At 71.9% G+C, this 25,616-nt stretch carries 22 protein-coding genes; 15 read left to right on the top strand and 7 right to left on the bottom strand.

Annotated elements, in window-relative coordinates:
- The first annotated feature begins 125 nt into the window (after positions 1-125).
- The 14 genes from ACIGXP_RS16910 to ACIGXP_RS16845 all read left to right on the top strand — a co-directional run bounded on the left by ACIGXP_RS16910 (position 126) and on the right by ACIGXP_RS16845 (position 18,805).
- A complete protein-coding gene (locus ACIGXP_RS16910; RefSeq protein WP_399768954.1) occupies positions 126-1,337 on the top strand; it encodes an ROK family protein in 1,212 nt (403 codons plus the stop codon).
- A 44-nt stretch (positions 1,338-1,381) separates the two neighbouring features.
- Positions 1,382-2,725 (top strand): ABC transporter substrate-binding protein, encoded by a 1,344-nt coding sequence (locus ACIGXP_RS16905; protein ID WP_399768952.1) that lies wholly within the window; start codon positions 1,382-1,384, stop codon positions 2,723-2,725.
- A gap of 3 nt (positions 2,726-2,728) precedes the next feature.
- The gene (locus ACIGXP_RS16900) at positions 2,729-3,670 is read left to right on the top strand and encodes a carbohydrate ABC transporter permease (RefSeq protein WP_399768950.1); all 942 of its coding nucleotides are present in this window, start codon (positions 2,729-2,731) and stop codon (positions 3,668-3,670) included.
- A 3-nt stretch (positions 3,671-3,673) separates the two neighbouring features.
- Complete coding sequence (locus ACIGXP_RS16895; RefSeq protein ID WP_363216876.1) at positions 3,674-4,507, top strand: carbohydrate ABC transporter permease; 834 nt, start codon at positions 3,674-3,676, stop codon at positions 4,505-4,507.
- 7 nt (positions 4,508-4,514) lie between these two features.
- A complete protein-coding gene (locus ACIGXP_RS16890) occupies positions 4,515-5,780 on the top strand; it encodes a 6-phospho-beta-glucosidase (protein WP_399768949.1) in 1,266 nt (421 codons plus the stop codon).
- A complete protein-coding gene (locus ACIGXP_RS16885) occupies positions 5,771-6,757 on the top strand; it encodes an N-acetylglucosamine kinase (protein ID WP_399768947.1) in 987 nt (328 codons plus the stop codon). The genes ACIGXP_RS16890 and ACIGXP_RS16885 overlap by 10 nt, the downstream gene beginning before the upstream one ends.
- 109 nt (positions 6,758-6,866) lie before the next feature.
- Positions 6,867-7,922 (top strand): RICIN domain-containing protein, encoded by a 1,056-nt coding sequence (locus tag ACIGXP_RS16880; RefSeq protein ID WP_399768945.1) that lies wholly within the window; start codon positions 6,867-6,869, stop codon positions 7,920-7,922.
- Positions 7,923-8,142: 220 nt separating this feature from the next.
- Positions 8,143-9,576, top strand: a complete 1,434-nt coding sequence (locus tag ACIGXP_RS16875; RefSeq protein WP_399768943.1) for a hypothetical protein — start codon at positions 8,143-8,145, stop codon at positions 9,574-9,576.
- A 14-nt stretch (positions 9,577-9,590) separates the two neighbouring features.
- Positions 9,591-10,622: a glutamate ABC transporter substrate-binding protein gene (locus ACIGXP_RS16870; protein ID WP_399768941.1), complete on the top strand. Its 1,032-nt coding sequence runs from the start codon at positions 9,591-9,593 to the stop codon at positions 10,620-10,622.
- Between the two features lie 51 nt (positions 10,623-10,673).
- Positions 10,674-11,945 carry a hypothetical protein gene (locus ACIGXP_RS16865; protein ID WP_399768939.1) on the top strand — a complete coding sequence of 424 codons (1,272 nt, stop codon included), beginning with the start codon at positions 10,674-10,676 and terminating at the stop codon, positions 11,943-11,945.
- The gene (locus ACIGXP_RS16860; RefSeq protein ID WP_399768937.1) at positions 11,942-14,428 is read left to right on the top strand and encodes a tetratricopeptide repeat protein; all 2,487 of its coding nucleotides are present in this window, start codon (positions 11,942-11,944) and stop codon (positions 14,426-14,428) included. The genes ACIGXP_RS16865 and ACIGXP_RS16860 overlap by 4 nt, the downstream gene beginning before the upstream one ends.
- 3 nt (positions 14,429-14,431) lie before the next feature.
- The gene (locus ACIGXP_RS16855) at positions 14,432-15,781 is read left to right on the top strand and encodes a PP2C family serine/threonine-protein phosphatase (protein WP_399768935.1); all 1,350 of its coding nucleotides are present in this window, start codon (positions 14,432-14,434) and stop codon (positions 15,779-15,781) included.
- A 97-nt stretch (positions 15,782-15,878) separates the two neighbouring features.
- Positions 15,879-17,219: a VWA domain-containing protein gene (locus tag ACIGXP_RS16850; RefSeq protein WP_399768933.1), complete on the top strand. Its 1,341-nt coding sequence runs from the start codon at positions 15,879-15,881 to the stop codon at positions 17,217-17,219.
- 35 nt (positions 17,220-17,254) lie between these two features.
- On the top strand, positions 17,255-18,805 hold the full coding sequence (locus tag ACIGXP_RS16845; protein WP_399768931.1) for an FHA domain-containing protein: 1,551 nt from the start codon (positions 17,255-17,257) through the stop codon (positions 18,803-18,805).
- Positions 18,806-18,823: 18 nt separating this feature from the next.
- Here the strand turns inward: ACIGXP_RS16845 and ACIGXP_RS16840 are convergent, their stop codons facing one another.
- The gene (locus ACIGXP_RS16840) at positions 18,824-19,801 is read right to left on the bottom strand and encodes a methyltransferase domain-containing protein (protein ID WP_399768929.1); all 978 of its coding nucleotides are present in this window, start codon (positions 19,799-19,801) and stop codon (positions 18,824-18,826) included.
- A gap of 70 nt (positions 19,802-19,871) precedes the next feature.
- Here ACIGXP_RS16840 and ACIGXP_RS16835 point away from each other — a divergent pair, with 70 nt between their 5' ends.
- Positions 19,872-20,285 (top strand): globin, encoded by a 414-nt coding sequence (locus ACIGXP_RS16835; protein ID WP_363216885.1) that lies wholly within the window; start codon positions 19,872-19,874, stop codon positions 20,283-20,285.
- Positions 20,286-20,339: 54 nt separating this feature from the next.
- Here ACIGXP_RS16835 and ACIGXP_RS16830 read toward each other — a convergent pair whose 3' ends face one another.
- From ACIGXP_RS16830 to ACIGXP_RS16805, 6 genes are all read right to left on the bottom strand, one after another.
- Positions 20,340-21,017 carry a hypothetical protein gene (locus ACIGXP_RS16830; RefSeq protein WP_363216865.1) on the bottom strand — a complete coding sequence of 226 codons (678 nt, stop codon included), beginning with the start codon at positions 21,015-21,017 and terminating at the stop codon, positions 20,340-20,342.
- Positions 21,014-21,427 (bottom strand): acyl-CoA thioesterase, encoded by a 414-nt coding sequence (locus ACIGXP_RS16825; protein WP_399768927.1) that lies wholly within the window; start codon positions 21,425-21,427, stop codon positions 21,014-21,016. Before ACIGXP_RS16825 ends, ACIGXP_RS16830 begins: the two co-directional genes overlap by 4 nt.
- 6 nt (positions 21,428-21,433) lie before the next feature.
- Positions 21,434-23,098 carry an energy-dependent translational throttle protein EttA gene (gene ettA, locus ACIGXP_RS16820; protein WP_399768924.1) on the bottom strand — a complete coding sequence of 555 codons (1,665 nt, stop codon included), beginning with the start codon at positions 23,096-23,098 and terminating at the stop codon, positions 21,434-21,436.
- Positions 23,099-23,250: 152 nt separating this feature from the next.
- Positions 23,251-23,970, bottom strand: a complete 720-nt coding sequence (locus tag ACIGXP_RS16815) for a L,D-transpeptidase (RefSeq protein WP_399768922.1) — start codon at positions 23,968-23,970, stop codon at positions 23,251-23,253.
- Complete coding sequence (locus ACIGXP_RS16810; protein ID WP_363216858.1) at positions 23,963-24,469, bottom strand: SigE family RNA polymerase sigma factor; 507 nt, start codon at positions 24,467-24,469, stop codon at positions 23,963-23,965. The genes ACIGXP_RS16815 and ACIGXP_RS16810 overlap by 8 nt, the downstream gene beginning before the upstream one ends.
- Positions 24,470-24,527: 58 nt before the next feature.
- Positions 24,528-25,535, bottom strand: coding sequence for an Ig-like domain-containing protein (locus tag ACIGXP_RS16805; RefSeq protein WP_399768920.1), 1,008 nt, complete (start codon positions 25,533-25,535; stop codon positions 24,528-24,530).
- Positions 25,536-25,616 lie beyond the last annotated feature (81 nt).

Genomic DNA, 25,616 nt, shown 5'->3' with positions numbered 1-25,616 from the left:
ACGTTCCTCGCACCGCGATAGGAAACTTTCCTAACAGTGATCTTCCCGCGGCCGGTGATCAAGGCTGGACGCCGTGCCGGGGTCACTGAAAAGCTGGGTGGCTGGAAAGGCAGGTGTCGAACTCCATGGCAGGAACCGCCGGTACGCCGGGCACCCCGCGCGTGCTGCGCGCCATGAACGACCGTGCCGCACTGGACCTCCTGCTGGAGCACGGACCGCTCTCGCGCACCCGGATCGGCAAACTCACCGGCCTGTCCAAGCCCACCGCCTCGCAGTTGCTGGCCCGCCTGGAGGCGGCCGGCCTGGTCCGGGTGACCGGCACCAGCGAGGGCCGGCCGGGCCCCAGCGCCCAGCTGTACGCCGTCAACCCCGCGGCCGCGCACGCCGCCGGGCTCGACGTCACCCCGGACCGCATCCGCGCCGCCGTCGCCGACATCACCGGCCGGACGGTGGGCGAGTTCGAGCTGCCCACACCGGGGCGGCGCCCGGCGCAGCCCGTCGTACAGCAGGTCACCGGCGCGCTCGACGGCGCCGTGAAGGCCGCCGGTCTCACCCGGTCCGACGTGCACCGGCTGGTCATCGGCACCCCGGGCGCCTTCGACCCGAACACCGGCCGGCTGCGCTACGCCTCCCATCTGCCGGGCTGGCACTCCCCCACCCTGCTCGGCGAACTCGCGGCGGCACTCCCCATGCCCGTCGAGTACGAGAACGACGTCAACCTCGTCGCCCTCGCGGAACAGCGGCTCGGGGCCGCCCGGGGCCACGGCGACTTCGTGCTGCTGTGGAACGAGGAAGGGCTCGGCGCCGCCCTGGTCCTCGGCGGCCGGCTGCACCGCGGCTGGACCGGCGGCGCCGGCGAGGTCGGCTTCCTGCCGGTGCCCGGCACACCGCTGGTGCGCCAGGTGGCCAGGACCAACAGCGGTGGCTACCAGGAGCTGGCCGGCTCGCAGGCCGTGCCGAAGCTGGCCCGCGAACTCGGCATCGAGGACGTGCCCTCCGGGCCGTGCACGGAGGTCGCCGCCGAACTCGTCGCCCGTGCCGCCGACCACGCGAGCGGCCCCTACCGGAAGCTGCTCCAGAGCTACGCGACGCGGCTCGCCATCGGCCTGGCCTCGCTCGTCTCCGTCCTCGACCCCGAACTCGTCGTCCTCAGCGGCTCCGCGCTGACGGCCGGCGGCGAGGTGCTGCGCACCCTCGTCCAGGCCGAGCTGGAGGAGCTGGCCGCGGCCCGCCCCCGGCTGGTCGTCGGCGACGTCCAGGAACACCCCGTACTGCGCGGCGCGCTGGAGTCCGCGCTCGTCACCACCCGCGACGAGGTCTTCGACACCTCGCGCTAGAGCGCCCCCTCTTTCCCGACCCCGTCCCCCTGGGAGACCTCGCCATGCCCGAAGTCATACCTTCCGCTGCCCGAAAAGCGGCCTTTGCCGTGGCTGCGTCGCTCGCCTTTTTCGCCACCGCCTGCACCGGGCAGTCGGGCTCCGGCGCCACGGACGACGCCTCGCAGGACACGACGATCAACTTCTGGCACGCCTGGAGCGCGCCGAACGAGGTGAAGGCCGTCAAGTCGCTGGTCGCCGGCTTCGAGAAGGCGCACCCCAACATCCACGTGCACATCGTCGGCAACATGACCGACGACAAGATCAATCAGGCGCTGCGGTCCGGGGGTGACCAGGCGCCGGATGTGATCTCCTCCTTCACCACCAACAACGTCGGCAGGTTCTGTTCCTCCGGAGCGCTGGTCGATCTCACTCCCTTCTTCAAGAAGTCGGGCATCGATCCGCAGGCGACCTTCCCGAAGCCGATGAACGAGTACACCCGGTTCGACGGCAACCGCTGCACCGCACCGCTGCTCGGTGACGCGTACGGGCTCTACTACAACAAGACGGCGTTCGAGAAAGCGGATATCGCGCACCCGCCGAAGACGTGGTCCGAATTCGAGGCGGACGCCAAGAAGCTGACCGTCCCGCAGGGCGACAGCTACCAGCAGCTCGGCTTCATGCCGGACTACCACGGCTGGGAATCCACCACCGAGCACTACTTCGGGCAGTTCTCGCCGACGTACTTCGACAAGAACGGAAAGTCGAACCTCGCCAAGGATCCGGCGTTCCGGAAGGGCTTCGAGCTGCAGAAGCGGCTCGTGGACGAACTCGGCGGATTCCAGAAGCTGGAGAAGTTCCGGTCGACGCTCGGTGACGAGTGGGGTCCCCGGCACCCCTTCCACACCGGTCAGGTCGCCATGCAGCTCGACGGCGAATGGCGGCTCGGCATGGCCGAGCAGGCCAGGCCGAAGTTCGAGATCGGCGTCGCCCCGCTGCCCGTCCCCGACGACCAGGTGAGCCAGTACGGCAAGGGCTACATCACCGGCACCGTCGCGGGCATCGCCGCCACCAGCCACAAGCAGAACGCCGCCTGGGAGTTCCTCAAGTACATCACCACGGACACCGACGCCGTGGTCGGCTTCGCCAACGACATCCACAACGTGCCCTCGACCTTGGCCGCGCTGAAGTCTCCGAAGCTGACGTACGACCCGCGTTTCAAGACCTTCCTCGACATCGCCGCCAATCCGAACTCCACCACCACGCCCGCCTCCCTCAACGGCGGTGTGTACCTGGTGACGATCCAGCAGTTCGGTTACGACTACGAGAGCGGCAAGGTGAAGGATCTGAAGGCCGGTCTGCAGCGGACGGCCGCGCAGATCGACACGGACATCGCGCAGGCGAAGTAGCCGATGCGTACGGTCACTCCGGCGTCGAAACGCCTGCGCTCGGCGCTTCGCACGGCCGCCTTCATGTCGCCCTGGCTGATCGGTTTCGCGGTGTTCTTCGCGTATCCGCTGATCTCGACGGTCTATTTCTCGTTCATGCACTACGACGGGTTCCGGCCGCCGACGTGGAGCGGCGGGAAGAACTGGACGTACGTCTTCGAGCACTACCCGCTCTTCTGGCCGGCCCTGCGCAACACGCTGTGGCTGGTGGTGGTGATGGTGTCGTTGCGGGTCGTCTTCGGGCTCGGCATCGGACTGCTCATCACCAGGATCAAGACCGGTACGGGGGTCTTCCGCACCCTGTTCTACCTGCCGTATCTCGCCCCGCCGGTCGCGGCGACCATGGCCTTCGCCTTTCTCCTCAACCCCGGCACCGGACCGGTGGACGCCGTCCTGGAGAAGGCCGGCATCCCGGCGCCGGGCTGGTTCGGCGACCCCGCCTGGGCCAAGCCGGCCCTCACCCTGCTGGCGTTGTGGGGCATCGGCGACCTGATGGTCGTCTTCATGGCCGCGCTGCTGGACGTGCCGGCCGAGCAGTACGAAGCGGCCGAACTGGACGGGGCGTCGGCGTGGCAGCGGTTCCGGTACGTCACCCTCCCGAACATCTCCCCGATCGTGATGTTCGCGGTCGTCACCGGCGTGATCCAGACCATGCAGTACTACACCCAGCCGCTGATCGCCGGAAAGGTCGCCTCCGGGGTGATCCAGGGCGCGGGCACCCAGTTCGAACCCGGCTACCCCGACAAGTCCACGCTCACCCTCCCCCAGCTCGTCTACAACCTCGGCTTCCAGCGCTTCGACTACGGCTCGGCCTGTGTGGTGGCCCTGGTGCTGTTCGCACTGTCGATGGTGTTCACCGCACTGCTGATGCGGCGCCGGGGCGGTCTCATCCAGGCAGGTGACTGACGTATGACCCGCCGCAAGGCGCATCTCGAATGGATAGCGGTCCACTCCCTCGGCGTCGCCGCCGCCCTGTTCTTCACCCTCCCCTTCGTGTTCGTTCTGCTGACCTCGCTGATGAGCGACACCCAGGCACTCAGCCGCGATCTGGTCCCGCACACCTGGGAGTGGGGCAACTACACGAAGGTCTTCCACACGCCCGGCTTTCTGACCTGGTGGAGGAACACGCTGATCTACGCCGGGCTCGGCACCGTGCTCACCGTCGTCTCCTCGGTCCCGGTGGCGTACGCGCTCGCCAAGTTCCGCTTCCGGGGCCGCAATCTGTCGCTCATGCTGGTCATCTCGATGATGATGCTGCCCCCGCAGGTGGTCGTCATCCCGATGTACCTGTTCTGGGCGAAGCAGCTGGACCTGTCCGGAACGCTGTGGCCGCTGATCATCCCGATGGCGTTCGGCGACGCGTTCTCCGTCTTCCTGCTGCGCCAGTTCCTGATGACGATCCCGAACGAGTACCTGGACGCGGCCAAGGTCGACGGCTGCGGAGACCTCAGGACCCTGCTCAGGATCGTGCTGCCGATGGCCAGGCCGGGCATCTCCGCTGTCGCCCTCTTCCAGTTCTTCTACGCCTGGAACGACTACTTCGGTCCGCAGATCTACGCGTCCGAGAACCCCGGCGCCTGGACCCTGTCCTACGGCCTGGAGTCCTTCAAGGGCGCCCACCACACCGACTGGAACCTCACCATGGCCGCGACGGTGCTGGTCATGGCCCCCGTGATCCTCGTGTTCTTCTTCGCCCAGAAGGCGTTCGTGGAAGGCGTCACGCTCACCGGAGTGAAGGGTTAACCCGTATATGAAACTCACCGTGGTCGGCGGAGGCTCGACCTACACCCCCGAACTCGTCGACGGCTTCGCGCGCCTCAGGGACACCCTGCCCGTCGAGGAGCTGGTCCTCGTGGACCCGGCCGCCGAACGCCTGGAACTGGTCGGCGGCCTGGCCCGGCGCATCTTCGCCAAGCAGGGCCACGGCGGCCGGATCGTCACCACCGCCGACCTCGACGCGGGCGTCGACGGCGCCGACGCCGTGCTGCTCCAGCTGCGCGTCGGCGGGCAGGCGGCCCGGCAGCAGGACGAGACCTGGCCGCTGGAGTGCGGCTGCATCGGTCAGGAGACCACCGGCGCGGGCGGCCTCGCCAAGGCGCTGCGCACGGTACCGGTGGTCCTGGACATCGCCGAACGGGTCCGTCGTACCAACCCGCGCGCCTGGATCATCGACTTCACCAATCCGGTCGGCATCGTCACCCGCGCCCTGCTCCAGGCGGGGCACCGGGCGGTCGGGCTGTGCAACGTGGCGATCGGCTTCCAGCGGAAGTTCGCGGGGCTGCTCGGCGTGACCCCGGCGGATGTGCACCTCGCCCATGTGGGGCTCAACCACCTCACGTGGGAGACCGGTGTGCGCCTGGGCGGCCCCGAGGGCGACGACGTCCTGCCGAAGCTCCTCGCCGACCACGGCGACGCGATCGCCGACGACCTGCGCCTCCCGCGCCCCCTGCTGGACCGCCTGGGCGTGATCCCCTCCTACTACCTGCGCTACTACTACGCCCACGACGACGTCGTCCGCGAACTGCGCACCAAGCCGTCCCGCGCCGCCGAAGTGGCAGCCATGGAGCGTGAATTGCTGGCGATGTACGGCGACCCGGCGCTGGACGAGAAGCCGGCGCTGCTCGCCCGGCGCGGCGGCGCCTACTACTCGGAGGCGGCCGTGGACCTGGCGGCCGCGCTGCTCGGCGGCGGGGGCAGCCCGTACCAGGTGGTGAACGCGGTCAACCGGGGCACGCTGCCCTTCCTGCCCGACGACGCGGTGATCGAGGTCCAGGCGGCGGTCGGCCCGAACGGTCCGGTGCCGCTGCCGGTACCGGAGCCGGACCCGCTGTTCACCGGGCTGATCGCGAACGTGACGGCGTACGAGGAACTGGCGCTGGAGGCGGCGCTGCGCGGCGGCCGCGACCGTGTCTTCCGCGCCCTGCTCGCCCACCCGCTGATCGGCCAGTACGGCTACGCCGACACCCTGACCGACCAGTTGATCGCGCACAACCGGGAGCACCTCGCGTGGGCCTGACCTCGACCGTGCTTGCGGTGGACGCGGGCAACAGCAAGACCGACGTGGCCGTGGTCACCGCCGCCGGGGAGGTGCTGGCCACGGCCCGCGGCGGTGGCTTCCGCCCGCCCTCGGTGGGCGTGCCGGCGGCGCTGGACGCGCTGGCCGAACCGGTCGCGCGGGCCTTCGCGGATGCGGGTGTCACCTCGGTGGCGCATGTGTCGGCCTGCCTGGCCAACGCGGATCTCCCCGTGGAGGAGGAGCGGTTGGCGACCGCGCTGGCGGCACGGGGCTGGGGCGCGTCGGTGGAGGTCCGCAACGACACCTTCGCGATCCTGCGGGCGGGCGTCGCCGAGCCGCGCGGGGTGGCCGTGGTGTGCGGGGCGGGCATCAACTGCGTCGGCATGCGCCCCGACGGCCGTACCGCGCGCTTCCCGGCCCTCGGCCGTATCTCAGGTGACTGGGGCGGGGGCTGGGGCCTGGCCGAGGAGGCGCTGTGGCACGCGGCCCGCGCGGAGGACGGCCGGGGCGGGCCGACGGCCCTGGCCCGCACCCTGCCGGCGCACTTCGGCCTGCCGACGATGTACGCGCTGATCGAGGCGCTGCACCTGGAGCACATCGACCACGACCGGCGGCACGAGCTGACTCCGGTGCTGTTCACGACGGCCGCCGGAGGCGACGCGGTGGCCCGCGCGATCGTCGCCCGGCTCGCGGAGGAGGTCGCGGTGATGGCCACGGTGGCGCTGACCCGCCTGGAGCTGCTGGACGAGGAGACGCCGGTCCTGCTCGGCGGCAGCGTCCTGGCGGCCGGCCACGCGCTGCTCGACGACGGCATCCACGCCCTGCTGACGGCCCGCGCCCCGAAGGCCGGCGTCCGCGTGGTGACGGCCCGCCCGGTCCTGGGCGCGGCGCTGCTGGGCCTGGACCGGCTGGGCGCAGGAGCGGCGGCGCGGGAGCGGGCGCGGGGGTACTGGGAGCTGTCCGGAAAACGCCACTGACCGGAAAAAGCGGGTTTGTTCACAAGATCGCCCGGAGTCCGTGGAGTCCGGGCACCGGCACGGCTAGCTTCACGCAGGTCTGCACCAACCGCCTAGGGAAGGACAGCCTGTGTTCCGACGTACAGCTGCCGCCGGCCTGGCCGCGATCGCGGCGCTCGTGGGACTCGCAGCACACCCCGCGAGCGCCGCGCCGAAGGCGGGCGCGGACCCGGCCGCGCTGAAGGACCTGACCCTGACGTCGTCGAGCAACGGCCGCCGCCTCGACGTCCAGAACGGCAACACCGGCGACGGCGTCTTCCTCGTCACCAACTCCGCCCCGGGCCACCACCAGAAGTGGAGCGCGAACCTCACCGGCACCGACGGCTCCTTCACCCTCGTCAACAACGACACGGGCAAGTGCGCGGACGCCGGTCTGCCGCTCAGACAGCAGTCCTGTGACGGCCGGACCACGGAACGCTGGTTCTTCCAGCCGGTCACCGGCGCCCCCGGCGCGTTCATGATCCGCAACGACCGGGACGGCACGTGTCTGGACGTCTGGTACGACGCCCAGTACGACGACGCCTGGACCGACACCTACGACTGCAACGGCAGCCGGGCCCAGCAGTGGCGGCTGCCCGCCGCCGCCCAGGACGCCGCCGTCGCCGCGGCCGTCGACCACGCGGCGGCGCGCTGTGTGAAGGACACCTCCAGCTGCTCCTGGCGCACCCGGTCCCAGGCCCCGGCGGCGCCGCTGCCCAGGAAGTGCGTCTCGCCGGTCTGGTACAACGGCACCTCCGCGCCGGTGCCGTGGACGTTCACCATGAACAAGCACACCGGCTGGACCTCGACGCTCGGCTTCACCTTCGGCACGGCGCTCGGCGCCGGCGGGGCCTCCCCGGTCACCGCCCAGGTCAGCCAGCAGATCACCGGCAGCGTCTCGCAGAACCTCGTCGAGGACCTCGGCAACAGCCTCACCGTGACGGTGCCGCCGCGGCAGTACGGCTGGGTCGCCCTGTCGGAGCTGGCGACGAAGGTCACCGGCACCTGGACGTTCGACGTGAACGGGTACGCCTGGACCGCCGACGACACCCTGACGGTCCCGCTGCGCACCGACGACCAGGGCGGCGCCAGCATCTATCTCGCGCAGACCAGCGACACCTTCACCAGCTGCGACCGCGCCAACTGAGCCACCGGTAGGGCGAAACGGTTCCTCGGCCCGGCACTCACCCGCCGGACCGGGGAACCGATCCGCCCGGACCGGCGTGTTCCTTCGCAGGGGGTGGTGCGCCGGGCACTGCGCGCCGCCGGGCACACTGCGATCCGATCAAGATCCAGTGAAGGCCGGTGCGGATGCCGGTCCGTGCGGTGATACTTGGCGGCGAACGGATGACCATGGGGGAGGTCAAGTGACACACCCGCCGAAGAGCACGGCACCGCCGGTGGCGGGCCCCGGTGTGCCCGCCGCCCCCGGCATCCCCGCGCAGCCCGCCCGGCCGGCATCCGTGGTCCCCCCCGTACCGCCCGCCCGCCGGACCGCCTTCGCCGAGGGTGTCGACCGGCTGCGGGCCGCGGCGACCACCGAGCCGGGGCGGCTGCGGATCATCGGGGCCGTGCTGGCGCTGCTGGTCGTGGCGTTCGGTGCGGTCACCGCCTGGCAGGCCAGTGAGCGGGCGGCCGCCGCCGACGACGTGCTGCACCGCAGCCAGCCGCTCAGTTCGGGTGCCGCCGACATCTACCGGTCGCTGGCGGACGCCAACACGGCCGCCTCCAGCGGGTTCCTGGCGGGCGGCCAGGAGACGGCCGCCGCCCGGGACCGGTACGAGAAGGACATCCGGACCGCCGCCGCGGGGCTGGTGACCGCCGCCGCCAACGCCGAGCCGGGCTCGGCCTCCGAGGCGACCATCGCCAAGCTGAACAAGCTGCTGCCCGAGTACAAGGGGCTCGTCGAGCGCGCCCGGACGTACAACCGGCAGGGGTATCCGGTCGGCGGCGCCTATCTGCGCTACGCCAACGAGAAGATGCAGCAGGAGATGCTCCCGGCGGCGGAGGATCTCTACACCAAGGAGAACGCCCGGCTCGACGCCGACTACGCGGACGCGACGCCGTATCCGTGGATCGCCATCGCGCTCGGTGTGCTCGCGCTGGCCGCGCTCGGCTGGGCCCAGCAGCGCATGTACCGGCGGACGAACCGGGTGCTCAACCACGGTCTGGTCGCGGCCAGCGCCGCCACCACGGTCGCCCTGCTGTGGCTGGTCGTCGGCCACGCGGTGGCCCGCTCGGAGCTGAACGGCTCCTACGACCACGGCATCCGTTCGCTGACCGTGCTGCACGACGCCCGGATCGCCTCCCTGAAGGCACGCGGGAACGAGAACCTGAGCCTGGTCGCGCGCGGCGCCGAGACGATCACGGTGGGCGGAAGGACGTACGACGCCTACTACTACGACTTCGACAAGGACATGGCCGTGCTCGGCAAGGGCCTGACCGGGGCGGAGAAACTCGCCGACGACCAGGGCGGCCGTACTCCGGTGAAGGCGGCCGAGGGGAACATGGCGGTGTGGAAGCAGCGCCACACCTCCGCCCGCACCGAGGACGAGAACGGCAACTACCAGCAGGCGCTGGACAAGGTCATCGGTGCCAGCGGCGCCACCGGTGAGTGCTTCGACAGCGTCGACCGCAACCTCGCCCGGGCCATCGACCATGAGCAGGGCGAGTTCCAGCGGGCCGCCGGTGACGGGCGGGACGCGATGACGGGGCTGCCGGTGGGCGCGGCCGTGCTCACGGTGCTCGGCGCGGCCGGCGCGCTGGCCGGTATCGGGCGCAGACTCTCGGAGTACCGGTGACAGGGGGCATGACGATGTACGCGGCACGTGTACGGGCCTCCCTGCGGGGCTGGGGCGGGGTCGGCGCGATGGCGGTGCTGTGCGCGCTGGCGCTGATGTTCGTCCTGCTGCTGCCGTGCACCCAGAAGGCACCGGCCCAGGGCAGGCCCGCCGGACAGCCGGTGGCCGCCGCACTCCAGGCCCGCGCCGGGGACTGCAAGGACTCCGAGGCCCATGACCGGACGCTGTCGCCGTCCGGCGCCGACGGGCCGACCATCGACGCGATCAAGGCCCGTACGGGCGCCAGGCGCAAGCTGATCGTCGGTGTCGACCAGAACAGCTACCACTGGGGCTACCGCAACCCGAACACCGAGGGCGCGGAGCTGGAGGGCTTCGACATCGACCTGGCGCACCGGATCGCACAGGACCTCCTCGGCGACCCGGACGCGGTGCAGTTCAAGGCGATACCGACCAGCCAGCGGATCTCCGCGATCCAGGACGGGCGGGTGGACATGGTCGTCCGGACCATGACGATCACCTGTGAGCGGCTGCAGCAGGTCGCGTTCTCCGCGCCCTACTTCAAGACCGGCCAACAGGTGCTGGCACCCAAGTCGTCGTCCATCACGGGCTACAACAGCACCCTGGCGCACAAGAGGGTCTGCACGGCGGCCGGTTCGACGGCGTACATCAAGCTGGACGCCGACCGGAAGAGCGGCGCCCTGCCCGCCTCCACGGACATCGCCGGCACCGTGCCGAACCAGCTGGACTGCCTGGTCCGGCTGCAACTCGGCGAGGCGGACGCGGTGGTGACCGACGGTGCGCTCGCCGCCAGCCAGGCCGCGCAGGACCCGACCGTCGAACTGAAGGGCGGGGCCTTCACCACCGAGTACTACGGCGTGGCGATGAAGAAGGACGCCTCCGATCTGGTACGCCGGGTCAATCGCGTTCTGGTGGACTACCGCGCCAACGGCTGGCAGGCGTCGTACAACACGTGGCTGTCGGCGACACTGGGGAAGGACCCGGCCGCGTCGAAGCCGCCCGCGCCGCGGTATCTGCGGACGAGTTGAGCCACATCCGACCGGAAGACCGGAACACTGAAACGCAGCGAGAGGTGATCGATGGGCGTCACGGACCCCGCCGGGCCGGTGATGGACCGGGACGAGGTGGACCGTGCGCTGGCGCGGCTCGGCCAGGAGCACGAGGCGATCGAGACCTCGCTGCTGGCACTGCAGGACCACGCGGGCCGCAGACTCCTCGAAGGCGCCGAACTGGCCGGTGTGACCAGGGAACGCTGGCAGGCCACGGAGGCGCGGATCACCCTGCTGTGGGGATACTTCGACGCCTACGCGGACGCGCTGCGCTCCGCCCGCGAGATCCGCGCCCGGCGCCGCTGGTCCAGCCGTGAGGACCTGCAGGAGCTGACCGAGCTGCTGCGCGGGCAGTCCGTGACCGTCGCCGGGAACGGCCGGCTCAGCGAGTCCTTCTCGCTGGCCACGCTGGTGGACCGGATGAACGAGCTGTACGCGTCCAGCCTGGACCTCGTCGTCGCCGCCGACGCGGTGTGGTCGGCGCTGCCCGCGCGGATCGATCTGCTCGCCGCGGAACTCCAGCGCACCCGGACGCTCGCGCACTCCGTCGGCGTCCGCCCCGGCGAGCACCCGGCGGGTGACGACCTGGAGCGGATCACGCGCACCCTGACCAGGCTGCGGGAGGACGTCGTCGCGGACCCGCTCGCCTTCTGGGTGCCGGCCGAGGGCAGTTCGGCGCCGGGCGGCGGCCGGCCGGACACCACGGTGTACGACCGTGAGGCGCGCGCCCTGGAGGACGTGCGCCGGGAGATCGACGCGGTGCTGACGGTCCGGCAGGACGCGGAGGCGCGGCTGATCCGGCTGCGGGACGTGCTCTCGCGCGCGGACCGCACCCTCGCCGAGGCCCGCACCGCGCGCGGCGAGGTGCTGGCGAAGATCGCGGCGACCGAGGTGCCGGTGGTCAGCGGCCCGCCGACGGTGCTGCAGGAACAGCTGGCGACGGCGGCCGAGTACCGGCGGCAGGCCCAGTGGCACCGGCTCTCCCCGCTCCTCGAATCCCTGGAGCAGAAGGCCGAGGACGAACTGCTGCGCGCCCGCGAGTCGTTGACCGCGGTCACCGCACCGCTCGCGGTCCGCGCCGAACTGCGCGGTCGGCTGGACGCGTACCGGGCGAAGGTGGCCCGGCACGGGCTCGCCGAGGACCCGTTCCTGGTCGAGCGGTACGACGCGGCCCGGCGGATGCTGTGGAGCGCACCCTGCGACCTGCGCGTGGCCGAACAGGCCGTGCTGCGCTACCAGCAGCTGGCGGCCGAGCTGCTCGGCACGGGCGCGCCCGAGGACCGTAAGGGGGAGCAGTCATGAGTCAGCCGGGGCAGAGCTGTCAGCGGCCGGACTGCGAGGGGTCGTACGAGGACGTCGGCGGCGGTGAGCTGTACTGCGACACCTGCGGCCTGGCACCGGTGGTGTCGTCGGCCGGGGGTGCCCCCTCCGGGGGAGGCATGGTCGGCTCGCAGCCCACCGGGCTCACCAAGGCCGCGGCGGACAGCAGCAGTTCCGGCAGCAGCTCGCGTACGTCCTCACAGTCGTCGAAGTCCCGCCGCTCGGTGTCCGGCCGGCTCTCCCGGTCCCTGTCGGGCCGGTCCAGCGGGCGCTCGGTGTCGGTGCGCAGCTCCGGCTCCTCCTCCGGCGCATCCACGCGCGGGCGGCTCGGCGCCGGGCTGGTGAACGTGCCGCAGGTGCCCCGGCCCGACCCGCGCGCGATGGTGCTGGAGAACCCGGAGGTGCCCGAGCGGAAGCGGTTCTGCTCGCGCTCGGCCTGCGGGGCGCCGGTGGGCCGGGCCAGGGGCGACCGGCCGGGGCGCACGGAAGGTTTCTGCACCAAGTGCGGGCACCCGTATTCCTTCGTGCCGAAACTGAAGGCCGGGGACGTGGTGCACGGGCAGTACGAGGTCGCCGGCTGTCTCGCCCACGGCGGCCTCGGCTGGATCTACCTCGCCGTGGACCGGGCCGTCTCCGACCGGTGGGTGGTGCTCAAGGGCCTGCTGGACACCGGTGACCAGGACGCGATGGCGGCGGCGATCTCCGAGCGGCGCTTCCTCGCGGAGATCGAGCACGCCAACATCGTGCGGATCTACAACTTCGTGGAGCACCTCGACCAGCGCACCGGCTCCCTCGACGGCTACATCGTCATGGAGTACGTCGGCGGCAAGTCACTGAAGGAAATCGCCAACGCCCGCCGCACGCCGGACGGCCGGCGCGATCCACTGCCGGTGGAGCAGGCGTGCGCGTACGGCATCGAGGCGCTGGAGGCCCTCGGCCACCTGCACAGCCGTAACCTCCTCTACTGCGACTTCAAGGTCGACAACGCCATCCAGACCGAGGACCAGCTCAAGCTGATCGACATGGGCGCGGTGCGCCGCATGGACGACGAGGAGTCGGCGATCTACGGCACGGTCGGCTACCAGGCGCCGGAGGTCGCCGAGGTGGGCCCGTCGGTGGCGAGCGACCTGTACACGGTGGGCCGTACGCTCGCGGTGCTGACCTTCGACTTCCAGGGCTACACCAACGTCTACGTCGACTCCCTGCCCGACCCCGAGAGCATCGACGTCTTCCGCCGCTACGAGTCCTTCTACCGGTTCCTGGTCCGCGCCACCGACCCCGACCCCGCCCGCCGGTTCGCCTCCGCACAGGAGATGGCCGAGCAGCTGACCGGCGTACTGCGCGAGGTGGTCTCGCTGCAGACGGGACAGGCCCGGCCCGCGCTGTCGACACTGTTCGGCCCGGAGGTGAAGGTCGTCGACCGGGAGTTGTTCCCCCGGCTGGACGGGGACGTGTCCTGGCTGGGGGCGCGGCCCCTGTCGTCCAGGGCCGCACCCGCCGGCCCCGCACTCTCCCCGCCCGCCCTCGTCAGACCCGTCGACACGCCCGCCACCGCACTCGCCCTGCCGGTCCCGCTGGTCGACCCGGGCGACCCCAGCGCGGGTTTCCTGGCCGGTCTGCTGGCCTCCGCGCCGGCCGAGCTGATCAGCGCGCTCGACGCGGCGCCCGCGCGGACCGTGGAGACCCGGCTCCGGCAGATCCGCGCCCGGCTGGAGAGCGGCGACCACGAGGCCGCGCTGATGAGCCTGGCCACCCTGGACGAGGAACGGCCCGACGACTGGCGGGTGGTGTGGTACCGGGGTGTTGCCGCCCTGGTCACCGGCGACTTCGAGGGCGCCGCGCTCGCCTTCGACGCGATCTACGACGCCTTCCCCGGGGAGGCCGCGCCCAAGCTCGCGCTCGGCCTGTGCGCGGAGGTGCTGGGCCAGCTGGACAACGCGGCCGAGTACTACCACCTGGTGTGGACGACCGACCCCAGCTATGTGAGCGCCGCCTTCGGGCTCGCCCGGGTGCAGCTCGCGGCCGGGAACCGGCAGGGTGCCGTGCGGACCCTGGAGTCGGTGCCGGAGTCCTCCATCCACTACACGGCCGCCCGGGTCGCCGCCGTCCGGGCGCGGCTCAGACAGCGCACCGCGGCCGCCGCTGACGTACCGTTCCTGGACGACCTGACGGCCGCCGCCGGGCAGGTCGAGGCGCTGGACGCGTACGGCCTGGACCTGGCGCGGCGTGAACAGCTGGCCGCGGAAGTGCTCGGCTCGGCGCTGGACTGGATACTCTCCGGGGGCCAGGGCACCCGGCAAGCCTCCGGCGGACGGGTGCTGTTGGGCAGCGGTCTGGACGAGCGGGGCCTCCGCTTCGGCCTGGAGCGCGCCTACCGCACGCTGGCCCGGCTGGCGCGCAGCGGCGAGGAGAGGATCGAACTGGTGGAACGGGCGAACCGTTACCGCCCCCGGACGTGGGTGTAGTTGATGTCGCAGATGCCCCAGCAGGCCGCACTGTCGAAGTGCCCGAGCTGCGCGGAGCCCGTCGAGTCGGGCGACCTCTTCTGCGGAGCGTGCGGGTACGACCTCTCCGTCGTACCCGCGCCGCCGCAGGACCATCCGACGCTCACCATGACCGGCTCCGCGGCCGGCTCCCTCGGGGACGGCGTGGACTGGCCCGCCCCCGAGCCGGAGAGCTCCGGCACCCCGCCGGCGGTGCATCTGCCGGCCGACCTGCCCGGCACCGACTCCGGCGGCACACCGCTGCCCGAGCACGAGTCCGGTCCGCAGGGTGGTGCGGGGCAGCAAGCCGGTTCCGGGGTGCGCTTCGACCGGCCCGAGGAACCCGAGGAGTACCCGCTGCAGGCACCCGATCCGCGCGTGGCCGAGAGCCCCGAGAACACCGCCGCGCCCGAGGAGCCGGCACAGCTGTGCGTGGCCTGCCGGGCCGGCCGGGTGGACAGCGACGGCTACTGCGAGAACTGCGGGCACGCCCAGCCCCGTGAACGCGACCACGTGGAGCGCGAGTCGGGCCCGGTGGCGGCCGTCAGCGACCGGGGCCTGCGCCACCACCGCAACGAGGACGCCTTCACCGTCGGCCGGACCACGCTGCCCGACGGCACCCCGGCCGTCCTCGCGATCGTCTGCGACGGCGTGTCCTCCGCCACCCGCCCCGACGACGCGTCGTCGGCCGCGTCCCAGGCCGCCGGTGACAGCCTGCTGGCCGCACTGCCGCGGGGCACGCATCCGCAGACGGCGATGCACGAGGCGATCGTCGCCGCCGCGCAGGCCGTCAACGCGCTCGCCGAGGAACCCGCCACGGCCCGCGAGCACGCCCCGCACCAGAACGCCCCGGCCTGCACGATCGTCGGCGCGGTGGTCGCCGCCGGACTGCTGGTCGTCGGCTGGGTCGGTGACAGCCGCGTCTACTGGGTGCCCGACGACCGCGGCGCGCCCGCGGCCCGGCTCACCGAGGACGACTCCTGGGCCGCGCAGATGGTCGCCGCCGGCCTGATGAGCGAGGCCGAGGCGTACGCCGACGAACGCGCCCACGCGATCACCGGCTGGCTCGGTGCGGACGCCTACGAACTGGAGCCGCACACCGCGTCCTTCAAGCCGGACCGCTCCGGCGTCGTGGTGGTGTGCACCGACGGCCTGTGGAACTACGCCGAGACGGCCGAGGAGATGTCCGAGGTCGTCCCCCCGGACGCGGCCGCGCGCCCGCTGCACAGCGCCCGGGTGCTGGTCGGCCACGCCCTGGACGGCGGGGGCCACGACAACGTAACAGTGGCCGTCGTGCCGTTCCCGGCACCGCCCCAGGGGGCAGGATCGGCCTGAGGCCGCGGACGCGGGGAGCCTCGAAGGACCGGAGGGGACCGGTCCTGTCACAGCCGTCGCCCTGCCGGCAGGGCGGTCTAGGGGGATTTGAGTACGCATGGCCAATTTCGCGAAGTCGCAGGTGCCGCAGTTCTCGGTGGACGTCTACCAGAACGAGTACCTGCCCGAGGGCGGGCGCGAGGTCAACGCCGTCGTCACCGTGACGGCGACCGGCGGCGGCACCATCGGCAGCACCGTGGCTCCGGTGTACCGGCAGGGCCACGGCCCGTCCGCCGCAGTGGCGGTCATGGTCGACTGCTCCGGCTCCATGGACTACCCGCCGACCAAGATGCGGGGCGCCCGGGACGCCACGGCCGCCGCGATCGACGCCCTGCGCGACGGCACGCACTTCTCGGTGATCGGCGGCACGCATGTGGCCAAGGAGGTCTATCCGGGTGGCGGACGGCTCGCGGTCGCCGACGCCGCCACCCGCGAGCAGGCCAAGCAGGCGCTGCGCCGGCTGAGCGCGGGCGGCGGTACGGCCATCGGCACCTGGCTGCGCCTGGCGGACCGGCTGCTGAACTCGGCGGACGTCACCATCCGGCACGGCATCCTGCTCACCGACGGCCGCAACGAACACGAGTCGCCTCAGGATCTGAGGGCCACGCTGGAGGCCTGTGCCGGACGGTTCACCTGTGACGCGCGGGGTGTGGGCACCGACTGGGAAGTGAAAGAAGTCACAGGGATCGCCTCCGCGCTGCTCGGCACGGCCGACATCGTCGCCGACCCGGCCGGTCTCGCCGCCGACTTCAGGCGGATGATGGAGACGGCGATGGGCAAGGAGGTCGCCGACGTCTCGCTCAGGGTGTGGACGCCGGTCGGCACGAGCATCCGCTTCGTCAAGCAAGTGGCGCCCTCCGTCGAGGACTTGACCGCCCGCCGCACCGAGGCCGGACCGCGTGCCGGGGACTACCCGACGGGGTCCTGGGGCGACGAGTCCCGCGACTACCACCTGTGCGTTCAGGTCCCGCCGGCCGGCCTGGGCCAGGAAATGCTCGCCGCCCGGGTCTCGCTGGTCGTGCCACAACCGGACGGATCGGTACAGAACCTGGGCGCCCAGGGCCTGGTGCGGGCCGTGTGGACCGACGACATGACGGCCTCGACCTCGATCAACCCCCAAGTCGCCCACTACACCGGGCAGGCCGAACTGGCACAAGCCATCCAGCAAGGCCTCGACCTTCGCAAAGCGGGCAATTTCGATGGAGCAACGGCCAAACTGGGGCGCGCCGTTCAGCTCGCCAACGCCTCCGGGAACGCCGATACTGCGAAACTGCTTGCGAAGGTGGTGGACGTGGTCGATGCCGCGACAGGTACTGTGCGGTTGAAGACGAGGGTCGCGGAGGCGGACGAGATGACTCTGGAGACCCGGTCCACAAAGACTGTTCGTGTAAAGAAGTGACCCAGTAGAACATCCGGAGAAGGGGAAGCGCCGACATGCCGACCTGCCCGAACGGACACCAGTCGGGTTCCGACGACTGGTGCGAGGTCTGCGGTCACCGCATGGCCGGTGCCGTACCTCCACCCCCTCCGCCGCCCCCGCCCGCGGGTGGCTACGGCTTCCCGCCCCCGCAGGGCGGCCCGGCCGGCGGACGCCCGCCGGCTGCGTCGGCCCCGGAGCCGGAGCTGTGCCCGCAGTGCCGTACGCCCCGCGAGGGCGGCGCGCCCTTCTGCGAGGAGTGCCGGTGGAACTTCCTGACCAACACGGCCACCTCGTACACCCCGGCCGCGCCGCGCTCACCGCAGCCGCGGTTCCAGCCGCCGAGCGCGACGTACGGCGGCGGTGACGGGTACGAGTACCAGGGCTCGCGGCCCTCGCAGGTGAACCGGCCCGCCGAACCGATCCCGTCCTTCGGCAGCGAGCCGTCGGGCCCGACGCCGTTCGGCGGCGACCGCGGCCCGTCGGGACCGCCGGCCTCCCCCGGCCCCTCGGGTCCGGGCGGTCCTTCCGGTCCCTCCGGCTTCGGCGGCCCGGGTCGGGGCCCCGGCGGTCCGTCCGGTTTCGGCGGCGGTCCGGGGCAGGGTCAGGGGCCCGGTGGTCCTGGCGCTCCTGGTGCTCCTGGTGGTGCCGGTCCTGGTGGTTTCGGTGCTCCCTCCGGCTTCGGCGGCGGGCAGGGGCAGGGCCCCGGCCCCGGTGGTCCCGCCGGTCCGCCGCCCTTCGGTCGTGAGCCGTCCGGTCCCGGCGGCCCCACTCCGCCCGCGCCGACCCAGGGCGGCCCCGGCGCGCCCGGCCCCTCGGGCTTCGGCGACCCCTCGCGTCCGGTGCCCCCGCCGCCCGGCCCCACGCCGCCCGCGGGTCCCGGTGCCGGTCCCGGCGGTGCCCCGCAGGCGTACCAGCAGTCCGGTCCGCCCGCGCCGCCCGCGTTCCCGCACGAGACCGGCCGGCCCCCGGCCGGCGGCCCGCCGTTCGGCGGGGGTGACGACGACTGGGTGATCTCCCCGCCGTCGTCCGCCAACCCCGCGGGACCGGGGCAGCCGCAGGGTCCCGGCGGCGGCCCGGCCGGCGGATACGGCTACCCGCAGCCCGGCGCCACGCAGGCGCCGCCCGGCGGCCCCGGCTTCCCGCACCAGCCCGCGGGACCGGCCACCTGGACGGCGACCATCGGCCCGGACCGCGCGTACTTCATGGCGATGATGCACCGCTCGGGCCCCGAGGCCGCGGGTCTGAACCTGCCCGCGTACTCGCCCGAGCAGCAGCGCACGCTCAGCGGCAACCAGATCACCATCGGCCGTCGCCGGCACTCCACCGGCGACACCCCCGACATCGACCTGTCGGTGCCGCCGGAGGACCCGGGCGTCTCGCACCAGCACGCGGTACTGGTGCAGCAGCCGGACGGCAGCTGGGCGGTCGTCGACCAGAACTCGACCAACGGCACCACGGTCAACATGTCCGAGGAACCGATCCAGCCGTTCGTGCCGGTTCCGCTGCAGGACGGCGACCGGGTGCACGTGGGCGCCTGGACGACGATCACCATCCGCCGGGGCTGAGCGCCACGGCGGGACGGGTCACGGCAGGGACCAGGCGTACGGCCCCTCCGGCTCGTCCAGCCACGCCCAGGTGTGCTCGCCGGCGACCGTGACGCCGTACCGTTCGCGCTCCGGCATGCCCTCGCGCTCCCACAGCGCGTAGGCCTCGTGGGGGTCGAGGGTGCCCCGGGTCAGGGCGAGCAGGAAGCGGAACGTCTCCTGCTCGCGGGCCCGGCCCGGCAGCCCGGCGAGCGACACGCCCTCCGGCTGCGCCCGGCCCTCGCCGCGTAGCGGTACGAAGTAGGCGGCCGAGGACAGGAAACGGCCCTCGGCGTGCGCCGCGTCCCGCACCGTGAGCGCGAGCAGACCGGTGGCCAGTGGGGTCAGGATCCGGACGCCGGGGCGGCACTGGGCGAGCCAGGCGCGCGGGACCGTGGACAGCTCGCAGGTGGCGATGATCCGGTCGAAGGGGGCGCGTTCGGGGACCCCGCGCGCGCCGTCGCCGGTGACGACGGCCGGGTGGAATCCGGCCGCGTCCAGATGCCGGCGGGCCGACTCGGTGATCTCCGGTTCCAGGTCGATGCTGGTGACCAGGTCGTCGTCGCCGAGCCGGTGGGCGAGCAGGGCGGCGTTGTAGCCGGTGCCGGCGCCCACCTCCAGGACCCGGTTGCCGTCCTCGACCTCCAGCGCGACCAGCATCAGGGCCATCAGGGAGGGCTGGCTGCTGGAGGAGACCAGCTCACCGTCGCGCAGCCGGGTGGCGAGCGGTACGTCCGCGTAGGCGCCGCGTACCCAGCGGGCGCGGGCCTCGGGGTCGGGGCTCTCTCCCCAGCGGCGCTCATAGCCGCGTGCACCGGCGACGTAGTAGTACGGCACGAACAGGTGCCGGGGCACCGCCGCGAACGTCTCCCGCCACACCGGGTCCCCGGCGAAGACCCCGTCGGCGTCGATCTCCCGCACCAGCGCGGCCCGCGCGACGGCGGCCAGGCGGTCGGTCTCGGTGTCGTAGGCGCCCATGGGTCCACAGTAGGGGCGAGCCGGCCGGCGGGTCCTAAGGCTCGGGACCTCGGTCACCCGGTCTGAGACCATAGGGGACGTGAATGAGATTCGGCGCGGCACGCTTCAGGAGCAGACCTTCTACGAACAGGTCGGCGGGGAGGAGACCTTCCGTCGGCTGGTCCACCGTTTCTACGAGGGAGTCGCCGAGGACCCGTTCCTGCGGCCGATGTACCCCGAGGAGGACCTGGGCCCGGCCGAGGAGCGCCTCGCTCTGTTCCTGATGCAGTACTGGGGCGGCCCCACCACCTACAGCGACAACCGCGGCCACCCCCGGCTGCGCATGCGGCACGCCCCGTTCACCGTGGACCGTGCGGCGCACGACGCCTGGCTGCGGCACATGCGGGTGGCCGTCGACGAACTCGGCCTGTCCGAGGAGCACGAGACGACGCTGTGGAACTACCTGACGTACGCCGCCGCGTCGATGGTCAACACCCCGGACTGACGAACTGGAGCGCGGCCGGCCGCCGGCCGCTTCCCGCGGCGTGAAACCGGTGGCTCAGCGCACGCTGACACCCAGCGAGCCGAGCCCGGCCCGCCGTACCGCGACGGATCCGTAGGGGGTGCGCAGCCGGAGCCACGCCCCGGAGGAGAACAGCCCGGTGTCGGCCGGATCGGCGCCCGGCCTGAGGAAGCCCAGGGACTGGGCGGCATGCACGGCCCGCACCGGAAGCCCGGTCCGCCCGACCTCCCGGGACCAGATGTCCCGCCCGATCCGGTCCAGCTCCGCGCGGGTACGGCCGTCCGGCGCCAGTTCCTCCGTACGGGAACGGAACTCGGTGACCGCCGCGGCGACGGTCGCCCGCAGCGCGTCCGGGGCGGGCAGCCCCGGCTCGGCCTGCCATCCGCCGCGCGGCGGCAGCACCCCGGCCCACGGCGGACCGGTGACCGCGGCCGGTACGGCGGCCGTGGCCGCGCGCTCGTCCACGGACTCCAGGAGCTCACCGGCGGAGACGGTCACGTCGAGGGTGACGTCGAGCCCGTTCTCGTACGGCTTCGCCAGCCGTACCGCGCGTACGGCCAGCACCTCGAAGGACGGCGGGCGGCCGAAGACGGCGAGCGCCGTGCCGGCCGCCTGCAGGCGCACCGCGGCTCCACGGTCGTAGTGGAGCAGCCGGGAGAGGAAGGCGGCGAGGTCGGCCGCCTCCGTCTCGTCGGCCAGGTGCAGCACCGTCATGCGGCGACGGCCTCCTCGTCGGCGTCGTCCTGGTACTTCTCGAGGAACTCTCGCTCCTCGGCGGTGATCCGGCGCGGCCGCTGCCGCTCGAAGTCGAACGGCACCACGACGGTGCGGGCACGCACGTACACGGCCTCCTCGTCCTTCACCTCGTAGGAGACGGTGAAGGACGCGGCCTTGATCTCCGTGACCCACAGCTCGATGTCCACGGGCGTGGGCCGGTGGACGAGCTGCCGCTTGTAGTCGATCTCATGGCGCGCCACCACGGAACCCTGTTTGGACTCCGTGCCGCGGCGGGACAGGAAGTCGATACGGGCCTCCTCCAGGTAGCGGAGGAAGATCGCGTTGTTGACATGTCCGTACGCGTCCATGTCCGACCAGCGCAGCGGGCAGCGGTAGATGTGGCGCAAGATCGATCAGCCCCGGGTCAGCTTCTTGTAGGTGGCGCGGTGCGGACGCGCGGCGTCCGGCCCGAGCCGCTCGATCTTGTTCTTCTCGTACGACTCGAAGTTGCCCTCGAACCAGAACCACTTGGAGTCACCCTCGTAGGCGAGGATGTGCGTGGCGACGCGGTCGAGGAACCACCGGTCGTGGGAGACGACCACGGCGCAGCCGGGGAACTCCAGCAGCGCGTTCTCCAGGCTGCTGAGCGTCTCCACGTCCAGGTCGTTGGTGGGCTCGTCGAGGAGCAGCAGGTTGCCGCCCTGCTTGAGGGTCAGCGCCAGGTTGAGGCGGTTGCGCTCACCGCCGGAGAGGACACCGGCCGGCTTCTGCTGGTCCGGGCCCTTGAAGCCGAACGCGGACACGTACGCCCGGGACGGCATCTCGACCTGGCCGACGTTGATGTAGTCCAGCTCGTCGGAGACGACGGCCCACAGCGTCTTCTTGGGGTCGATGTTCGCGCGGCTCTGGTCGACGTAGGAGATCTTGACGGTGTCGCCGACCTTGATCGAACCGGAGTCGGGCTGCTCAAGACCCTGGATCATCTTGAACAGGGTCGTCTTGCCGGCGCCGTTCGGGCCGATGACACCGACGATGCCGTTGCGCGGCAGGGTAAAGCTCAGGTCGTCGATCAGGACCTTCTCACCGAAGGCCTTGCTGAGGTTGTCGACCTCGACGACGACGTTGCCCAGGCGCGGGCCCGGCGGGATCTGGATCTCCTCGAAGTCCAGCTTCCGCATCTTCTCGGCCTCGGCGGCCATCTCCTCGTACCGGGCGAGACGCGCCTTGGACTTGGCCTGCCGCCCCTTGGCGTTGGACCGCACCCACTCCAGCTCTTCCTTGAGCCGCTTCTGCCGCTTGGCGTCCTTCTGGCCCTCGACCTTGAGACGGGCGGCCTTGGTCTCCAGGTACTTGGAGTAGTTGCCCTCGTAGCCGTGCAGGCGCCCGCGGTCGACCTCGCAGATCCAGCCCGCGACGTTGTCCAGGAAGTACCGGTCGTGGGTGACGGCCACGACGGTGCCCGGGTACTTGGCCAGGTGCTGCTCCAGCCAGTTCACGGACTCGGCGTCGAGGTGGTTGGTGGGCTCGTCGAGGAGCAGCAGGTCGGGCTGCTCCAGCAGCAGCTTGCACAGCGCGACGCGGCGCTTCTCACCACCGGAGAGGTTGGTGACGGGCCAGTCGCCGGGCGGGCAGCCGAGGGCGTCCATGGCCTGCTCCAGCTGGGCGTCCAGGTCCCAGGCCTCGGCGTGGTCCAGCTCCTCCTGGAGCTTGCCCATCTCCTCCAGCAGCGCGTCGGAGTAGTCGGTCGCCATCAGCTCGGCGATCTCGTTGAACCGGTCGAGCTTGCCCTTGATCTCGGCGACACCCTCCTGGACGTTCTCCAGGACGGTCTTCTCCTCGTTGAGCGGGGGCTCCTGCAGCAGGATGCCGACGGTGTAGCCGGGCGAGAGGAAGGCGTCACCGTTGGACGGCTGCTCCAGCCCCGCCATGATCTTCAGCACGGTCGACTTACCGGCACCGTTCGGGCCGACGACGCCGATCTTCGCCCCCGGCAGGAAGTTCAGGGTGACGTCATCGAGGATCACCTTGTCGCCGTGCGCCTTGCGCGCCTTGCGCATGGTGTAAATGAACTCAGCCAAGAGAAACCGTCCGGCAGCTTGAAATCAGGCAGTGGGCAGATACACCCCATCTTGCCGTACGGCCACCCCTGGGCGGAAACCCGTTAGGTCGAGCGGCTCTGACCTGGGGTTTTGGTGGTGGCGACGGTGGCCTGTGCGTCGGTGGGCCGGCGTCAGGGGGCGCGGGTGATCGATTGGCGGTCGGTGCATGTGGAGCCCGGGTCCGCGCTCTTCGCCTGCCGGCCCTTGATCTCCACACGTGCGCCGGGCTCGATGGCGTCGTACACCCACTTCCCGGCTTCGGGTGCGAGGGCGATGGAGCCGGGCGGGGCGTCGTCGCCGATGCTGGCGAGACCGGCGGAGGGGTCCAGCGCCCACATCAGGAGCCGCTGGTGGTGACTGCGGTCGGTGAAGGTGATCGCCCACTGCTTGACGTCCGGATACTTGGTGATCACGTAGGGGCGCAGGGTGAGGGTGGGGTACTTGGCGGTGACGGTGACCGTCTTCTCGCCGATCGGGCAGTTCTTCTGCGGCGCGCTGATGGGGAACCTCCTGCCCTTGATGGTCAGGGTGTGGGCGTCCAGGTCGATCGTCACCCGCTGGACGGGTGCCGGGGACGGGGCCGGTGTGGGGGTGTGGGACACGGATGTCGCGGGGGGCGTGGCCGGCTTGGCGGAGGAGCCGAGGGCGCCGGAGGCGACGGTGGCGAGGGCCGCTGCCGCCAGCGCGCTGCTGGAGAGCACAACGCGTCGGCCGCGGCGGCGGCGTTGCGCCCGGCTCCTCACCTGGGCCCCCGTGGCCGGGGCCGGGGCCGCGCCGTGCGCGGCCAGGTCACGGAGCCGGGCGGACAGCTCCGCCTCGGTCAGGGGATGTGGTGGCGGCTGGTCAGACACAGGCTTCCTCCGTCGGGTGGGATTCCTCGCTCACCAGGTGAGCGGCGAGTGCGGAACGGCCGCGTGACAGCCGTGCCTTGACGGTGCCGACGGCCACGCCGGTCTCGGCAGCCACCTGCTCCACACTCAGATCGCACAGGTGGTGCAGCACGATCGCGGTCCGCTGGGCTTCGGGCAGGCGCCGCAGAGCGGCGACCAACGCCACGTGGTCCGGGCCGGGTTCGGGCACCGGCCGCTGCGCGGACTCGCCCCGCACCAGCTCCCACCAGCGGCGCGCCCGCCGCCGGCGGCTCAGCGCCAGACGGTGTGCCACCGTGCGGATCCACGCCTCGGGAACCCGGTCGCCGGTCAGGACGGACGAACGGCGGTCCCAGGCGCGTACGAACGCCTCCTGCACCACGTCCTGGGCTTCGGCGTAATCCCCCGTCAGGGCGTACAGCTGGCCGACCAGACGCGGGTAGGCAGCCGTGTAGAAGAGGTCGAACTCGTCCTCGGTCACCTTGTCGTGCTCTCTCTCACGGCGCGGGGCGCGCCGTGCGGGGCCGGTGCGGCGGGGGTCATGCGGTCGTGCTCTGCCCGGTGGCGCTGTGCGCGAGCCACTGCTTCCAGGTCAGGTTCCAGTCGCCGTAGCCGTTGCCGGCGGCGACGGTCGCCTTGTCGGCCCCGGTGACCGTGACGACGTCACCGACCCGTACCTGGTCGTAGAAGCGCCGGGCGGTGCCGTCGGTGGCCAGGCCGACACAGCCGTGGGTGACGTTGCGGTGTCCGGCCTCGGTGTCGGCCCGCGGGTTCTGGTGCACATACGTCCCCGACGTCGTCAGGTGCACGGCCCAGAAGTAGGTGCCGCGGTACTCCTTGCCCAGGCCCACGGTGCGGGAGTCCATGAGCACCTTGGACTGTTTGTCCATGACGACCATCGTCCCGTTCCAGGTGTCCAGGCCCGGCGCCCCGGTGGTGACCGGGATGCGCCTCGTCGTGTCGCCGGTGCGGACGGTCATCTCGTGCGTCCGCGCGTCGACCGTGGCGACCAGTGACCGGCCGATGGTGAAGTGCCGGACGCCGTGCGAACCGACACGCAGACCGACCTTGGTACCGGACTGCCAGTAGGTGGTACGGGGGCGGAAGTCGACGCGCTGCCCGTCCAGGAGGCTCTGGTCCTTCACCCAGCTCCACGCACCGGGCGTGCCGGACGAGGTCTGCACCCGCAGCCAGCTCTCCACGGCCTTGCGCTCGGCGGCGGGAACCGGCCGGGAGAAGGTCACGGATATCGGCATACCCACCCCCACCGTCTGCCCGTCGGCCACGTTCACCCGCGCCTGCGCCAGGACAGCGGGCTCCGGCACGGACGGAGCCGGACGCGCCTCGGACGCCCTGCCCGTGCCGTCCTTCCCGCCCTTGGCCTTCGCGGCCGCCGAGGGGGTCCGCGCACCTGGTGCATCGGCGACCGTACGCACGCCGGTACCCGCGTCCGCCGAGCAGCCGACGGCCGAGAGCAGGGCGATACAGGCCGTGGCAGCGGCGGCGAGACGGCCGGCGGTCCGACCGGCCGAACGGTCCAAATGCATGAGGTCCCCCCAAGTGAAGTGCGGTATCGCCTCCTATACGCACGGGCTCGGGGGGAGGTTGCATCCGACCGGCACTCTTTT

The organism is Streptomyces sp. NPDC053069 (assembly GCF_044546895.1).
Classification (GTDB): Bacteria; Actinomycetota; Actinomycetes; order Streptomycetales; family Streptomycetaceae; genus Streptomyces.
This window is presented reverse-complemented; position numbering and strand designations above follow the sequence as displayed.